Here is a 13,996-nt window from a genome sequence, read left to right on the forward strand (position 1 = left end):
TGCTCAAAAGGAAGGTGACTAATGCGTATTGATCGTTTAACCAGCAAATTGCAGTTAGCTCTATCAGACTCCCAATCCCTGGCGGTCGGCCTCGACCATCCGGCGATTGAGCCTGCGCACTTGATGCAGGCGCTTCTGGAACAGCAAGGTGGTTCTATCAAGCCCTTGCTGATGCAGGTGGGCTTTGACGTCAACAGCCTGCGCAAAGAGTTGAGCAAAGAGCTCGACCAACTGCCAAAAATCCAAAACCCTACCGGCGACGTGAACATGTCGCAGGACCTGGCGCGCCTGCTTAACCAGGCAGATCGCCTGGCTCAGCAAAAAGGTGATCAGTTCATCTCCAGCGAACTGGTACTGCTCGCGGCGATGGACGACAACAGCAAGCTTGGCAAGTTGTTGCTGGGCCAGGGCGTGAGCAAAAAGGCCCTGGAAAACGCCATCAACAACCTGCGTGGCGGCGAGGCGGTGAATGACCCCAACCACGAGGAGTCGCGCCAGGCCCTGGACAAATACACTGTCGACCTGACCAAGCGCGCCGAAGAAGGCAAGCTTGACCCGGTGATCGGCCGTGATGACGAAATTCGTCGCACCATCCAGGTGCTGCAGCGCCGCACCAAGAACAACCCGGTGCTGATTGGTGAGCCTGGCGTGGGTAAAACCGCGATTGCCGAAGGCCTGGCCCAGCGCATCATTAATGGTGAAGTGCCGGACGGTCTTAAAGGCAAACGTCTGCTGTCTTTGGACATGGGCTCGCTGATCGCCGGCGCCAAGTTCCGTGGCGAGTTCGAAGAGCGCCTGAAATCCCTGCTTAATGAACTGTCGAAGCAGGAAGGGCAGATCATTCTGTTCATCGACGAACTGCACACCATGGTCGGCGCCGGTAAAGGCGAGGGCTCGATGGATGCCGGCAACATGCTCAAGCCAGCCTTGGCGCGCGGTGAGCTGCATTGCGTTGGCGCTACCACGCTGAACGAGTACCGCCAGTACATCGAGAAAGACGCGGCCCTTGAGCGTCGTTTCCAGAAAGTGCTGGTGGAAGAACCCAGCGAAGAAGACACCATCGCGATCCTGCGTGGCCTGAAAGAACGCTATGAGGTCCACCACAAGGTGGCGATCACTGACGGGGCGATTATTGCGGCTGCCAAATTGAGCCATCGCTACATCACTGACCGCCAGTTGCCGGACAAGGCCATCGACCTGATCGACGAAGCGGCCAGCCGTATTCGCATGGAGATCGACTCCAAGCCTGAAGTGCTCGACCGTCTGGATCGGCGCCTGATTCAACTGAAGGTTGAATCCCAGGCCCTGAAGAAAGAAGAAGACGAGGCTGCGAAGAAACGCCTGGAAAAACTCCAGGAAGAAATCGTGCGTCTGGAGCGTGAATATTCAGACCTCGAGGAAATCTGGACCTCGGAAAAAGCCGAGGTGCAGGGTTCTGCGCAGATTCAGCAAAAGATCGAGCAGTCTCGGCAGGAACTGGAAGCCGCGCGCCGTAAAGGTGACCTGAATCGCATGGCCGAGTTGCAGTACGGGGTGATCCCGGACCTGGAGCGCAGCCTGCAAATGGTCGACCAGCACGGTAAGCCCGAGAACCAATTGTTGCGCAGCAAGGTGACCGAGGAGGAAATCGCCGAAGTCGTTTCGAAGTGGACCGGTATCCCGGTGTCGAAAATGCTTGAAGGCGAGCGCGACAAGCTGCTGAAGATGGAAAGCCTGTTGCACCAGCGCGTCATCGGCCAGGAAGAGGCCGTGGTGGCTGTGTCCAACGCGGTACGGCGTTCCCGGGCCGGCTTGTCCGACCCGAACCGTCCGAGTGGCTCGTTCATGTTCCTCGGCCCAACTGGCGTGGGTAAGACCGAGCTGTGCAAGGCTTTGGCCGAGTTCCTCTTTGATACCGAAGAGGCCATGGTGCGGATCGATATGTCCGAATTCATGGAGAAGCACTCGGTGGCTCGCTTGATCGGCGCCCCACCAGGCTATGTGGGCTACGAAGAGGGCGGTTACCTGACCGAAGCCGTGCGTCGCAAGCCTTACTCGGTGATCCTGCTGGACGAGGTCGAGAAGGCCCACCCGGATGTGTTTAACATCCTGCTGCAGGTGCTGGAAGACGGCCGTCTGACGGACAGCCACGGGCGTACCGTGGACTTCCGTAATACGGTGATCGTGATGACCTCCAACCTGGGCTCGGCGCAGATTCAGGAGTTGGTGGGTGATCGCGAAGGCCAGCGCGCCGCGGTGATGGATGCGCTGACCTCTCATTTCCGTCCGGAATTTATCAACCGGGTCGATGAAGTGGTGATCTTCGAGCCTCTGGCGCGGGATCAGATTGCGGGCATCACCGAGATCCAGTTGGGGCGCCTGCGTGGCCGCCTGGCCGAGCGCGAGCTCGACCTGGAGCTGAGCAGCGAGGCGTTGGACAAGCTGATCGCGGTGGGTTACGACCCGGTGTATGGCGCACGGCCACTGAAACGTGCGATCCAGCGCTGGATCGAGAACCCATTGGCGCAGTTGATCCTGTCGGGCAGCTTCATGCCGGGCACCAGTGTCACGGCGACTGTGGAAAACGACGAAATCGTCTTCCACTGAGCCCAGCCTGTATGGCTATAAGAGGAGGCCCCGCATTGCGGGGCCTTTTTTTTCGATAGGGCGTTGAACTGTAAGGCAAAGGCTTGTAAAGTGCGCCCCGCAGCAACGTCAGCCCACGGGTTTCTTCTCCCCAAGAAGAAATCAGAAAGAAGCGCAAATCATTGTCTTAAAAGCAATTTAAAGGGTTGACAGGGGTTTTTAAGATTGTAGAATAGCGCGCCTCAGAGACATGAACGTAGCGATACGGACAAGCCGAAGAGAACGTTTCAACGCAGTAAAGTTACACATTTGAAATATGTAGTTCCGTGATAGCTCAGTCGGTAGAGCAAATGACTGTTAATCATTGGGTCCCAGGTTCGAGTCCTGGTCACGGAGCCAATTTCAAAACCGGGGTATAGCGCAGTCCGGTAGCGCGCCTGCTTTGGGAGCAGGATGTCAGGAGTTCGAATCCCCTTACCCCGACCATTTTTGGGTCGTTAGCTCAGTTGGTAGAGCAGTTGGCTTTTAACCAATTGGTCGTAGGTTCGAATCCCACACGACCCACCATTTTTGAGACCAGTTAACGCTGGGATCAGATCTTAAGATCAGAGGTCAAAAGCCCTGGTCGCAGAAGGCGACTGAAAGGTCGCCTTTTTTTTACCGGGGTATAGCGCAGTCCGGTAGCGCGCCTGCTTTGGGAGCAGGATGTCAGGAGTTCGAATCCCCTTACCCCGACCATATTAAAAATCCTCGTATCGAAAGATACGGGGATTTTTTTTGCCTGTTGTTTGGCCTCACTTGTGCGAATTCCAAACAGATATTGTGCTGATGGGTGCGTTGGTGCACTGATCGCGGCCTCCTAGACTGGGCCTCGTCAATTCACTCGCCTCAAGGAATCTGCATGATGATCCTCACTCCAACCGCTCTCCCTGTCCGTTCGCTATCTGCCGTACTCAAGTCCACGCTCGTTGGCCTCGGTATGATGGTGGGCCTCGGCCCTTACGCTGTCGCCGCTGAAACAACCGCACACCCGCAGCCGACCATTCGCGCGATGTTGGGGGCAAAGCCGACCGACCGTCTTGACCCGAAAACCACCGCTTTGCTGATCATCGACTTCCAGAATGAATACTTCACCGGCCGCATGCCGATCCCTGACGGCATGAAAGCCCTGGAAAACACCCAGCGTCTGATCAGGTTTGCCGACAAGGAAAGCATCCCGGTCATTCACGTGCAGCACATTGCCCCGGACGACGCGGCGGTCTTCGCCAAGAATGGCAAGACCGTCGATTTTCACCCGCTGATGAAGCCTCGTGCACAAGACAAGCTCGTGCAGAAGACCACGGTCAGCGTGTTTGCCAGCACCGACCTGGATGCGCAATTGAAGAAAGCCGGCGTCAAAACCCTGATTATCAGTGGCCTGATGACTCACGCCTGTGTCGCCGGCGCCGCCCGTGACGCCGCGCCGTTGGGCTATGACGTTGTGGTAGCATCCGATGCCAGTGCCACCCGGGCTATTACCCGCGCCGATGGCCGTTCGGTAACCAAGGATGAGTTGCACAACTCGGCACTGGCTGAAATCGAAGACACCTTCGGTTCGGTGCTGACCACCTCGCAAATTATCGCTTTGCCGGTTAACTGATTCCCCTGACCACCTTGGGATCGCCTGCTTCATGAACCAGTTATCTGCCATGCGCGCCTTTCGGTGCATCGTCGAAGCCAAGGGTTTTTCTGCAGCCGCAGAGCGCCTGGAGACCACGCATTCGACGATTTCCCGGCAATTGCAGCAATTGGAGATTGAGCTGGGCGCTCAACTGATCAACCGCAACACGCGACGCTTCAGTCTGACGGCGGCCGGGGAGCAGTACTACGTCGCGTGCGTGGATATCCTTGATCGTCTCGACGCTGCATCCCAGGCCATCGCCCACGGGCACCAGCGCCCCGAAGGCCTGCTGAGGGTCAGTGTGCCGCTGGTGGTGGGCACACTGGATCTGCCGCACTGGCTACCGGGTTTTCAACGACGGTATCCGGATATTGAGCTGCAGCTGTGCTGTGATGATCAGTTCGTCGACCTGGTGGCCGACGGGTTTGATGTCGCGATACGCATTGCCAGCGCCCTGGCAGACACGTCATTGATTGCCCGCACGTTGACCCTGTCCAGCCAGGTTCTGGTCGCGTCGCCGAGCTACATCGGCCGCCATGGGTTGCCGCGTTCGGCGCAGGAGCTCAACAACCATCACTTGCTGACTTTCATTGGGGCTTCGTCGGATTGGCAACTGAACGCGGCGCGTGGCGCGGTGGTTACGGTCACCCCCTCGGGGCGGTTCAGCACCAACACCATCAGTGCGTTGCACGCGGCCACGTTGGCGGGGGCGGGTATTGCGTGTTTCACCCAGGCCACTGTGCACAGCGACTTGGCGCACGGTCAGCTTGTGCGAATTCTGCCCAATTATTCATTGGGCGAGCGGCACTATTACGCCCTTTATCCACAGTCCCGGCACTTGGCGCCGAAGGTGCGGGCGTTTGTCGATTACATGGCTGAGTTCTACCAGCAGATTTAGCCCAATAAAAAATCCCCCTATCGTGAGATAGGGGGATTTTTTTCTGCCGTTCAGTCAATCAGTGCAGCTTGAGCCTTGGCTCGGTTCCGCGCCCGATCTTGCTGCCGAGCATCAGCATGGCCGTGCGGAAGAAACCGTACAACGCCATCTGGTGCATGCGGTACAGCGATACATAGAACATCCGCGCCAGCCAGCCTTCCAGCATCACGCTGCCGGTCAGGTTGCCCATCAAGTTACCCACCGCCGAGAAACGTGACAGCGAGATCAGCGAGCCATAGTCGGTGTACTTGTAGGACGGCAGGTCCTTGCCTTCAATCCGCAGTTTCAGCGACTTGGCCAGCAACGAAGCCTGCTGGTGAGCGGCTTGTGCGCGGGGCGGTACATTGCGGTCGGTGCCTGGTTGCGGGCAGGCGGCGCAGTCGCCAAAGGCGAAGATATTTTCGTCGCGGGTGGTCTGCAGCGTCGGTAACACCTGCAATTGGTTGATGCGGTTGGTTTCCAGACCGTCGATGTCCTTGAGGAAGCCCGGCGCGCGAATCCCGGCGGCCCACACTTTCAAGCTGGCCGGAATGACCTGGCCGCTGCTGGTGATCAGGGCGTCGGCCGTCACTTCACTGACCGCCGAATTGGTCAGCACGGTGACCCCGAGTTTCTCCAGGGTTTTATGCACCGGCCCGCCAATTCGTTCCGGCAACGCGGGCAATACCCGCGGGCCGGCTTCGATCAGGGTGATGTGCATGTTTTCCGGTTTGATCTTGTCCAGGCCGTACGCTGCCAGCTCGTGGGCGGCGTTATGCAGCTCGGCGGCCAGCTCAACGCCGGTGGCGCCGGCGCCGACGATGGCAACGCTGATCTGTTCAATGGTATCGGTCTGCCCGGCATGGGCGCGCAGGTAGTGGTTGAGCAACTGCTGGTGGAAACGCTCGGCCTGCTTGCGTGTGTCGAGGAACAGGCAGTGTTGCGCTGCGCCCTCGGTGCCGAAATCATTGGTGGTACTGCCGACTGCGATCACCAGGCTGTCATAGCCCAGCACGCGCGCAGGCACCAGTTCGCGGCCTTCTTCGTCAAGGGTGGCGGCCAGCTGAATCTTTTTCTGTTCACGGTCAAGTCCGCTCATGCGCCCCAGCTGGAACTCGAAGTGGTTCCATTTGGCCTGGGCAACATAATTGAGTTCGTCTTCAGAAGAGTTCAGCGAGCCGGCAGCCACTTCGTGCAGCAGTGGCTTCCAGATGTGGGTCAGGTTGGCGTCCACCAGCGTAACGCTGGCGGTGCCGCGCTTGCCCAGGGTCTTACCCAGGCGGGTAGCCAACTCCAGGCCGCCGGCGCCGCCGCCGACAATAATAATACGATGGGTCATGGGAATATCTCGCAAGGCTAAAAGAAATCGGAGCAGTTACCCCCGCGAGCGCCAGGCAGCTCATAGCGTCAGGTAACTCAAAAGGCGGCTCAGCAGACCGAGCCCGATCACCGCCACCAGCACCACACCAAGGAGCAGCCACGGCCGGAAAGGCTTGCGCTCGACTCGGTTCTGGGAGAGTTGCAGGTACTCTTCGACATGCTGTTGGTCATCGGGGTTCAGGCGGCTGGTCATAAAGGCCTCGTCAGGTAGACGTTGCAAAAGGGCGCCACGTTACAGTCAGCAGATTGGCGGTGTCGCCACAAGCGTAGCCTGTGCCCGCGTCACAGGCTGATGCCCACGTCGAATACTATGCTGCGGCCCAAGTTGTTGCGCAAGAAATCCGGGGCATCAGGATGAGCGAACAGTACCCGGGCAAAGGTCGGCCCGACCAGCGACAGCGAGCGCCAGCCCTGGCGCAAGTATTCGGTGGGGGGCGGAAAATGGCTGTTGAGGTCCAGCACTTCGCGCTTGAGGCTGGTGAAGGCGATGAGGTCCAGCTCGCCCAGGTCAATGCCGCGTTCTTTATAGTTATGCGCTTTTTTGCGCAGCGTCGGCGCCAGGCGCAACAGGAATTCATGGGCGGGGATACGCCGCGGCTTGGCTTCGCGCCGGACCAACTGGCTCAGGGAAAACGCGCTGCGTCGGCGCAGCAACTCATCGCGCCATTCGTCGTTCAGGCGCCGGCCTTCATCCAATACAAAAAACACCTCGAAACAGGCGTCGCGAAACAACACATCCGGCGGTTCTTGACCGGCGGCATGAAACTCCTCGGCCCGGTAGGGCACATTCAAGCCTTGCAGCAGGCGCTGGCAGACCCAACGCTCACGCTCCCATTTGCGGGCATTGGACAGGAACGCATTGGCTTGTTCGGCCGCTACGGTGAGCAGGCGCAAGTAATCTGAGTCATCCATATTTGCAGCTTAGCGTCCAAATGATGACCGCAGGAAGTCTTGCTTTAAACGGCCGGTGTAGACTGGCTACTCGACCCTCATTCGAATCAAGGAGTCTGCGGTGAAGTTTTTCGTGGTGCTGTTGCTGAGCCTTTTACCGTTGTGGGCCCAAGCCGTTGAGGTGGGTGAGCGCGTGGCGCCATGGACCCTGCTCGACCAGTTCGACCAGGCCTACACCCTGGATGACCAGGCGCAGATTTTGCTGGTAGCCCGCAGCATGGACGCCGCCAAGCAGGTAGATGCCGCGCTGCAAGGTCAGCCCAAGGGCTACCTCGAGGCGCGCCACGCGGTGTTCATCGCCGATATCCAGCGCATGCCCCGGCTCATCGCCAAGCTGTTCGCCGTGCCGGCGATGCAGGCCTACAACTACCGGGTCATGCTGGACCGTGATGCGCGTATTGCCCCGCGTTACCCTGGGGCTGTGGATAAAGTGCTGTGGCTGCAACTCGATAGCGGCAAGTTGATTGCGCAGCACGAATACAGCTCCGCCGACGAGCTGCGCCAGGCACTGGAGCAGGTGAAGCCGTGATCAGTGCCGCCGTGCTGGCGCCGGAAACCCTCAGCATCGGCTGGCTGTTGTATGCGCCCGTGGTGATGTGGGCAATCCTGCGCTCGCCATGGGTCGAGCTGTTCGCCGACCGGCGGCGTCAGCATCTGCTGTTTGGTACGGTGTTCGCGCTGTTCATGTTGTGGCTGGTGCGGCGGGATTTCGATACGGGCGTTTCCTACCACTTTATCGGCATGACCGCCGTGACCCTGCTGCTCGACTGGCCTCTGGCAATCGTCGGCGGGTTGGCGGCGCAGTTCGGGCTGGTGCTGCTGGGGCGTCAGGACTTGGCCGCCGTCGGGGTCAATGGCCTGCTGCTGATCGTGTTGCCGGTGCTGGTCACGGAAGGCTGTGCAGTGCTGGTAGAGCGCGCCCAACCCCGCAATCCCTTTGTGTATATCTTCTGCTCGGGCTTTTTCGCCGCCGCACTGTCGGCGCTGCTCTGTTTGCTGGCTGCGCTGGGGTTGCTGTGGTTTGACGGGCGTTTTGCGATGCCGGAGTGGCTGGAAGACTTCATCGGCTACCTGTGGCTGATCATCTTCCCCGAAGCCTTTATCAACGGCATGGTCATCAGCGCCCTGGTGGTGTTTTGCCCGGAGTGGCTTGAGACCTTCAACCGTACGCGCTACCTCTCTGCGCCAGGGAAGGACGACGATTCGCGGCGTTGACCCAGATCAAATCCCGGGCGGCCACACAGGCCCATGCTCTGCGAAATTCTTGAAGGAGCGCAGGGCATGAGTGTGTATGAATGGGCACGGCAGGAGTTGCGCAGAAGTCAGGACGCCGCACAGGAAATCGGTTTCGACCCAGGCTTGACCTTGCGCGCCATGCTCAGCGCCGTGGTGCAGCAGAGTAAAGGTGTGCGCAGTTTCGAAGACCTGGCCGACGAGCTGCAATACCTTGCAGAGAACCTCGACGACCAGCAGGAATACGCCTTTATGCGGCCTTAGTGCTTAGGCTGAAAGTCTTCGGAGAACAGGTCGTCTTCGGCATCCGGGCTGACCGGAATCTTGTGCTCCTCTGATGCCCAGGCGCCCAGGTCGATGAGTTTGCAACGGTCCGAGCAAAACGGCCGATTGAGGTTGTCTGTTTTCCATTCCACGGGTGCACCGCAGGTTGGGCAGTCGACGGTCATAGGTTGGCTCATGATCGGCCTCCACACAAAGTAAGGTAAAAGTGGTGCAGTCGCTCGACCTCGCTGTGCAGCCAGGCGAGGTCCTGGTCATTGACCAGCACGTCATCGGCATGGTTCAGGCGGTCTTCACGGCTGGACTGGGCCTTCAGAATCGCCTGCACCTGCTGTTCGCTGATGCCGTCGCGCTGCAGGGTACGCTGAATTTGCAGTGATTGCGGCACGTCAATCACCAGGATGCGCTGGGTCATGCTGTACTGGCCGGACTCGATCAGCAGCGGTGACACCAGGATCGCGTAAGGCGACCGCGCGCGCGCCAGGTGGCTGCGAATCTCCTCGCCAATCAGCGGGTGCAGCAAGGCTTCCAGCCAGCGGCGTTCTTGCGGCACCTCAAAAATCAGTTTGCGCAACGCGGCGCGGTCCAGCTGGCCGTCGGGTAACAGCACGCCTGCACCGAAGTGCTCGGTGATTTGCTTCAATGCCGGGCGGCCGGGCTCAACCACCCAGCGCGCGGCATGGTCGGCGTCGACCAGGTCGATGCCCAAATCCATGAAGTGCTGAGCGGCCGCGCTTTTGCCGCTACCGATGCCGCCGGTGAGGCCAAGAATCCAGGGTGTTGCGACAGAAGTGGTCATTTGAAACCGACAGACTGCAAATAGAAGTCGGTTATTTGACCACCCCAGAGCAATGCAATCCAGCCGGCAATCGCCAGACACGGACCAAACGGCATCGGTGCCGACCCCTGGGGCTTGCGCAAGCGCAGCAGGATCAGCCCTGCAAGCACCCCGAGCAACGAAGACATCAGCAGTGTCATCGGCAGAATCTGCCAGCCACCCCAGGCGCCGAGCAAGGCCAATAACTTGAAGTCGCCATAGCCCATGCCGTCCTTGCCGGTGATCATCTTGAACAGCCAGAACACCGTCCACAGGCTCATGTATCCGATGACCGCCCCCCAAAGCGCATCCGGCAGCGTTGCCAGCAAGCCCACGCTGTTGAGAATCAGCCCCAGCCATAACAGCGGCAACACCAGAGCGTCGGGCAGCAGTTGATGATCCACATCGATCAGGCTCATCGCCAGCAACCCCCAGCTCAGCAGCATCACTGCACCGGCTTGCCAGCCGAAGCCGAAATGCCAGGCTACCGCCGCCGTGACCAGCGCGCTGGCAAGTTCGGTGAACGGGTAGCGGGCACTGATAGGTTCACGACAATGGGCACAACGCCCCTTGAGCAGCAGGTAACTGAGCAGCGGAATATTTTCCCACGCGCGAATCGGATGATTGCACCGGGGGCAGCAGGAGTGAGGGCGCACCAGGTTGTAAGCCGGGCCCGCAGGGTCAGCAGGCAAGCCGAGCACCTCCTGGGCCTGGGCGCGCCATTCGCGCTCGAGCATTTTCGGCAGGCGCCACACCAGCACATTGAGGAAACTGCCGACAATCAGGCCCAGCACCAGTGCCAGCCCGACAAAAAGCCACGGTTGTTCATTCAGCAACGGGTTCAAAATGCCGACCCCAACTGGAACACTGGCAGGTACATGGCTATCACCAGTGCGCCAACGATACCGCCCAATACCACCATGATCAGGGGCTCCATCAGGCTGGTGAGGTTATCGACCAGGTTTTGCACATCGGCCTCGTAGTGATTGGCGACTTTTTCCAGCATGCGGTCCAGGGTTCCCGATTCTTCCCCGATGGCCGTCATCTGGATTGCCATACTGGGAAACAGGCGGCAGTTGGCCATGGATTGGTGCAACTGCATGCCAGTGGATACATCGTGACGCATATGCTCGATCGCCTGTTTGAACAACCCATTTCCCACCGCTCCCGCCACGCAATCCAGCGCCTGCACCAACGGCACGCCCGCGGCGAAGGTCGTTGAGAGTGTGCGGGCGTAGCGGGCAACCGCGGTTTTTTTCACCAGTGTGCCTGCCAGTGGCGCGTTCAACAAACCAAGGTCCAGCCAGTGACGAAGCCCGGCAGATTCGCGGTAGGCGTGGCGCAGCCCGATAAATGTCGCGGCCAGGCCCAGTGCCACCATCCACCAGGCATGCTGCAGGAACTCGGACAAGGCTATGACACTCAGGGTGAAGCCCGGCAGTGTGCCATCGACCCCGGCAAACAGGTTCTGGAACTGCGGCACCACGTGGATCAGCAAGACCGTGCTGACCAGGCCTGCAATCACAATGACGGCGATGGGGTAGGTCATGGCCTTCTTGATGCGCGCCTTGAGCTGCTGGCTTTTTTCCAGATGGATGGCAACGCGCTCCAGCAGCGTTTCCAGGGCGCCGGCGTGCTCGCCGGCGGCAATCAGGTGGCAATACAGGTCATCGAAATAGCGCGGTTGTTTTTTCAGCGCGGCCGCCAGGTTGTTGCCGGCAGCGATTTCCTGTTTCAAGCCCCTGATGAGCTGGCGCATCAGGCGGTTGTCGAAGCCTTCGCCAATGATGTCGAACGCCTGCAACAGCGGTATGCCTGCCTTCAGTAATGTCGCCAGCTGGCGGGTGAACAGGGCAATATCGGCGGGTTTTATCGGCGGGGCGAAGCTTGGCAGGCGTGGGGTTTTCTTGCGGATGCGGCCGGGGCAAATCCCTTGCTCGCGCAGTTGTGCCTTGATCAGCGCCAGGTTCTGGCCTGTGGTTTGCCCGCAGACTCTGCGTCCTTTGCGGTTGATGCCTTCCCAGGCGTAGATCGTTGCAGCGTCATTCATGTCACGTTTCCGCACACAGGTCGTTGAAGATTTATAGCTTAGTCAGGTGAGGGATTCGGACAGGCTGGCGGCGAAGGATAAAATGTCAGATTGTGCGTCTTGCAGGCGATTGGTCGTGCGTGGATGAGTACACTGGCGCCGTTGCACAATGCGGGGCGCAGGACGCGCCTTGTGAGCGTTTTTTATTCTGGAGAGTGAATGTGATGCGTCAGAAAGGCTTTACCTTGATTGAGCTGTTGATCGTCGTGGCAATCATCGGCATTTTGGCCACTATCGGTTTGCCCATGTATACCAAGTACCAGGCCAAGGCCAAGTTCACCGCGGGGTTGGCTGAAGTTTCCGCGCTGAAGGCAGGTTTCGAGGACACCCTCAACCAGGGCACCGTACCGACCCTGGCCTTGATCGGCGGCACCAGTCCCACTGCCAATTGCAAGATCGACGTGGCAGGCGATGTGGCCACCGGCGCAGGCTCCATTCGCTGTGAAATTCTTGATGCGCCTGCGCCCGTGCTGGGCAAGACCATCACGTTGACGCGCAGCGCCACCACGGGCTGGACGTGCGCGACCACGGCTGAAGCGCAATACGTTGCCAAAGGCTGCGGCGCCGACGGGGCTTGACGGCCGTCGGGCGGTAGGCGAGTTAGTTGCCGCCTGCCCAATGCGGTGCTAGCTTTAGCCCACCGCCCGTGTAGCTCAGCCGGTAGAGCAGCGCACTCGTAACGCGAAGGTCGCAGGTTCGATTCCTGTCTCGGGCACAAGGCAACACTGTTTTAAAAGGCAACACTGTTTTCAGATGATCCCAGAATGGTTCTGAAGGCCAGACGAGCCGGCATTCATGCTTGCTCTTTCGTATCTGCGCAACCTTGATGACCCAGATGCATCCCCATTCCTCGATCTAAGAGAACAACATGACCACACCAGAAATGACCCAGGAAGCGCGGCACGAAGCAGCCCTCAAAAAGTACGTTGCGGAGTCGCCGGAACTGCTGGATGAGATCAAGGACCTGAGCGCCGATGATCAAAGGGACCAGATCCAATGGTCATTTGAGGATGAGGCCGAAGCCCAGGGCCTGCAGCCATGGGAATTGACCCTCAAGTACACCTCGACGCCGGAAGAGTTCGAGGCCGCACGTCTGGCCTTGCACAAGGAGGCCGCCGAGGTGCTGGGTGTCGACTGGAACGAGTATTGCGGGATGAACAATCTCGCGATCTGAAACACTGTGCAGGCGCCGGCTTGCCGGCGCCTGCATTAAAACGTCAGATGCTCAGCCGCATCGACAAGTCCACCGCCTTCACATCCTTGGTCATTGCGCCGATGGAGATGTAGTCCACTCCGGTTTGGGCGATGGGCAGCAGCGTGGTTTCATTGATCCCGCCGCTGGCCTCCAGCTTGGCCTTGCCCGCATTCAGGCGCACGGCCTCACGCATGTCATCCAGGCTCAATTCGTCGAGCATGATGATGTCGGCGCCCGCCGCCAGCGCTTCGCGCAGTTCCTGCAGGCTTTCCACTTCGATTTCCACCGGCTTGCCCGGCGCGATCTTGTGCGCGGCGGTAATCGCCTGCGCAATCCCGCCGCACGCCGCGATATGGTTTTCCTTGATCAGGAATGCGTCATACAACCCGATGCGGTGGTTATGACAACCGCCGCAGGTCACCGCGTATTTCTGCGCCAGGCGCAGGCCCGGCAGGGTTTTGCGGGTGTCCAGCAGCTTGACCTGAGTCGTGGCGACGAAATCCGCCAGGTACTGAGCGCGCGTGGCAACGCCTGACAGCATCTGCAGAAAATTCAGCGCGCAGCGTTCGCCGCTGAGCAGTGAGCGGGCAGGGCCCTCAAGGTGGAACAGCGCCTGGTTGGGGCTGACACGCTCACCGTCGGCAACCTGCCAATGCACCGCGACCCGCGGATCAAGCTGGCGGAACACTGCATCGACCCAGGCCGTACCGGCGATGACGGCCGCGTCGCGGGTGATGATCGTAGCCTTCGCCAGCCGTTCGGCCGGAATCAGTTGCGCAGTGATGTCGCCGCTGCCGATATCTTCCAGCAGTGCACGGCGCACGTTGGCTTCGATTTCGGCGGTGAGGTCGGCAAGACGGAGATTCGGCATAACAGGCTCCACAAACAAAGTGCCTCGGATTATAGGG

At 59.5% G+C, this 13,996-nt stretch carries 16 protein-coding genes and 5 tRNA genes; 13 read left to right on the plus strand and 8 right to left on the minus strand.

Going from position 1 to position 13,996, the window contains the following annotated elements; translation table 11 throughout:
- Nucleotides 1-21 precede the first annotated feature (21 nt).
- The 7 genes from clpB (at nucleotide 22) to AACW30_RS04265 (ending at nucleotide 5,123) form a co-directional block, all read left to right on the plus strand.
- A complete protein-coding gene (gene clpB / locus AACW30_RS04235; protein ID WP_119736524.1) occupies nucleotides 22-2,586 on the plus strand; it encodes an ATP-dependent chaperone ClpB in 2,565 nt (854 codons plus the stop codon).
- Nucleotides 2,587-2,888: 302 nt separating this feature from the next.
- Nucleotides 2,889-2,964 (plus strand) — tRNA-Asn (locus tag AACW30_RS04240).
- A gap of 10 nt (nucleotides 2,965-2,974) precedes the next feature.
- Nucleotides 2,975-3,051, plus strand: a tRNA-Pro gene (locus AACW30_RS04245).
- A gap of 5 nt (nucleotides 3,052-3,056) precedes the next feature.
- A tRNA-Lys gene (locus tag AACW30_RS04250) sits at nucleotides 3,057-3,132 on the plus strand.
- A gap of 94 nt (nucleotides 3,133-3,226) precedes the next feature.
- Nucleotides 3,227-3,303: transfer RNA gene (locus AACW30_RS04255), tRNA-Pro, on the plus strand.
- A gap of 166 nt (nucleotides 3,304-3,469) precedes the next feature.
- Nucleotides 3,470-4,204: a cysteine hydrolase family protein gene (locus AACW30_RS04260; RefSeq protein WP_200624396.1), complete on the plus strand. Its 735-nt coding sequence runs from the start codon at nucleotides 3,470-3,472 to the stop codon at nucleotides 4,202-4,204.
- A 31-nt stretch (nucleotides 4,205-4,235) separates the two neighbouring features.
- Nucleotides 4,236-5,123, plus strand: coding sequence for a LysR family transcriptional regulator (locus tag AACW30_RS04265; RefSeq protein WP_200624346.1), 888 nt, complete (start codon nucleotides 4,236-4,238; stop codon nucleotides 5,121-5,123).
- Between the two features lie 58 nt (nucleotides 5,124-5,181).
- Here the strand turns inward: AACW30_RS04265 and AACW30_RS04270 are convergent, their stop codons facing one another.
- From AACW30_RS04270 to AACW30_RS04280, 3 genes are all read right to left on the minus strand, one after another.
- Nucleotides 5,182-6,480 (minus strand): NAD(P)/FAD-dependent oxidoreductase, encoded by a 1,299-nt coding sequence (locus AACW30_RS04270; RefSeq protein ID WP_106578600.1) that lies wholly within the window; start codon nucleotides 6,478-6,480, stop codon nucleotides 5,182-5,184.
- Between the two features lie 60 nt (nucleotides 6,481-6,540).
- Nucleotides 6,541-6,714 (minus strand): DUF3094 family protein, encoded by a 174-nt coding sequence (locus tag AACW30_RS04275; RefSeq protein ID WP_064450648.1) that lies wholly within the window; start codon nucleotides 6,712-6,714, stop codon nucleotides 6,541-6,543.
- A gap of 89 nt (nucleotides 6,715-6,803) precedes the next feature.
- A complete protein-coding gene (locus tag AACW30_RS04280) occupies nucleotides 6,804-7,433 on the minus strand; it encodes a DUF1780 domain-containing protein (protein WP_106578601.1) in 630 nt (209 codons plus the stop codon).
- A gap of 100 nt (nucleotides 7,434-7,533) precedes the next feature.
- Here AACW30_RS04280 and AACW30_RS04285 point away from each other — a divergent pair, with 100 nt between their 5' ends.
- From AACW30_RS04285 to AACW30_RS04295, 3 genes are all read left to right on the plus strand, one after another.
- Nucleotides 7,534-8,001, plus strand: coding sequence for an FAD/FMN-containing dehydrogenase (locus AACW30_RS04285; RefSeq protein ID WP_124416405.1), 468 nt, complete (start codon nucleotides 7,534-7,536; stop codon nucleotides 7,999-8,001).
- The gene (locus AACW30_RS04290) at nucleotides 7,998-8,687 is read left to right on the plus strand and encodes an energy-coupling factor ABC transporter permease (protein WP_200624347.1); all 690 of its coding nucleotides are present in this window, start codon (nucleotides 7,998-8,000) and stop codon (nucleotides 8,685-8,687) included. The genes AACW30_RS04285 and AACW30_RS04290 overlap by 4 nt, the downstream gene beginning before the upstream one ends.
- Before the next feature lie 66 nt (nucleotides 8,688-8,753).
- Complete coding sequence (locus AACW30_RS04295) at nucleotides 8,754-8,969, plus strand: hypothetical protein (RefSeq protein ID WP_003171680.1); 216 nt, start codon at nucleotides 8,754-8,756, stop codon at nucleotides 8,967-8,969.
- Here AACW30_RS04295 and yacG read toward each other — a convergent pair.
- The 4 genes from yacG to AACW30_RS04315 are packed head-to-tail and all read right to left on the minus strand — an operon-like array spanning nucleotide 8,966 to nucleotide 11,854.
- Nucleotides 8,966-9,166 (minus strand): DNA gyrase inhibitor YacG, encoded by a 201-nt coding sequence (gene yacG / locus AACW30_RS04300; RefSeq protein WP_106578604.1) that lies wholly within the window; start codon nucleotides 9,164-9,166, stop codon nucleotides 8,966-8,968. The two genes, AACW30_RS04295 and yacG, sit on opposite strands and share 4 nt — an antisense overlap.
- The gene (gene coaE, locus AACW30_RS04305; RefSeq protein ID WP_200624348.1) at nucleotides 9,163-9,786 is read right to left on the minus strand and encodes a dephospho-CoA kinase; all 624 of its coding nucleotides are present in this window, start codon (nucleotides 9,784-9,786) and stop codon (nucleotides 9,163-9,165) included. The genes yacG and coaE overlap by 4 nt, the downstream gene beginning before the upstream one ends.
- Entirely contained in the window at nucleotides 9,783-10,649 is an 867-nt protein-coding gene (locus tag AACW30_RS04310; protein ID WP_200624349.1) for a prepilin peptidase, read from the minus strand. Before AACW30_RS04310 ends, coaE begins: the two co-directional genes overlap by 4 nt.
- Complete coding sequence (locus AACW30_RS04315) at nucleotides 10,646-11,854, minus strand: type II secretion system F family protein (protein WP_200624350.1); 1,209 nt, start codon at nucleotides 11,852-11,854, stop codon at nucleotides 10,646-10,648. Before AACW30_RS04315 ends, AACW30_RS04310 begins: the two co-directional genes overlap by 4 nt.
- 203 nt (nucleotides 11,855-12,057) lie before the next feature.
- On the opposite strand from AACW30_RS04315, the gene AACW30_RS04320 reads away from it, so the two are divergent.
- The 3 genes from AACW30_RS04320 to AACW30_RS04330 all read left to right on the plus strand — a co-directional run bounded on the left by AACW30_RS04320 (nucleotide 12,058) and on the right by AACW30_RS04330 (nucleotide 13,067).
- A complete protein-coding gene (locus AACW30_RS04320) occupies nucleotides 12,058-12,471 on the plus strand; it encodes a pilin (protein WP_106578608.1) in 414 nt (137 codons plus the stop codon).
- A gap of 64 nt (nucleotides 12,472-12,535) precedes the next feature.
- Nucleotides 12,536-12,608: transfer RNA gene (locus tag AACW30_RS04325), tRNA-Thr, on the plus strand.
- Between the two features lie 153 nt (nucleotides 12,609-12,761).
- The gene (locus AACW30_RS04330) at nucleotides 12,762-13,067 is read left to right on the plus strand and encodes a DUF6388 family protein (RefSeq protein WP_106578609.1); all 306 of its coding nucleotides are present in this window, start codon (nucleotides 12,762-12,764) and stop codon (nucleotides 13,065-13,067) included.
- Between the two features lie 43 nt (nucleotides 13,068-13,110).
- On the opposite strand, the gene nadC is transcribed toward AACW30_RS04330, so the two are convergent.
- The gene (gene nadC / locus AACW30_RS04335) at nucleotides 13,111-13,959 is read right to left on the minus strand and encodes a carboxylating nicotinate-nucleotide diphosphorylase (RefSeq protein WP_106578610.1); all 849 of its coding nucleotides are present in this window, start codon (nucleotides 13,957-13,959) and stop codon (nucleotides 13,111-13,113) included.
- Nucleotides 13,960-13,996 lie beyond the last annotated feature (37 nt).

Source organism: Pseudomonas sp. MF6747 (assembly GCF_963890955.1).
Classification (GTDB): domain Bacteria; phylum Pseudomonadota; class Gammaproteobacteria; order Pseudomonadales; family Pseudomonadaceae; genus Aquipseudomonas.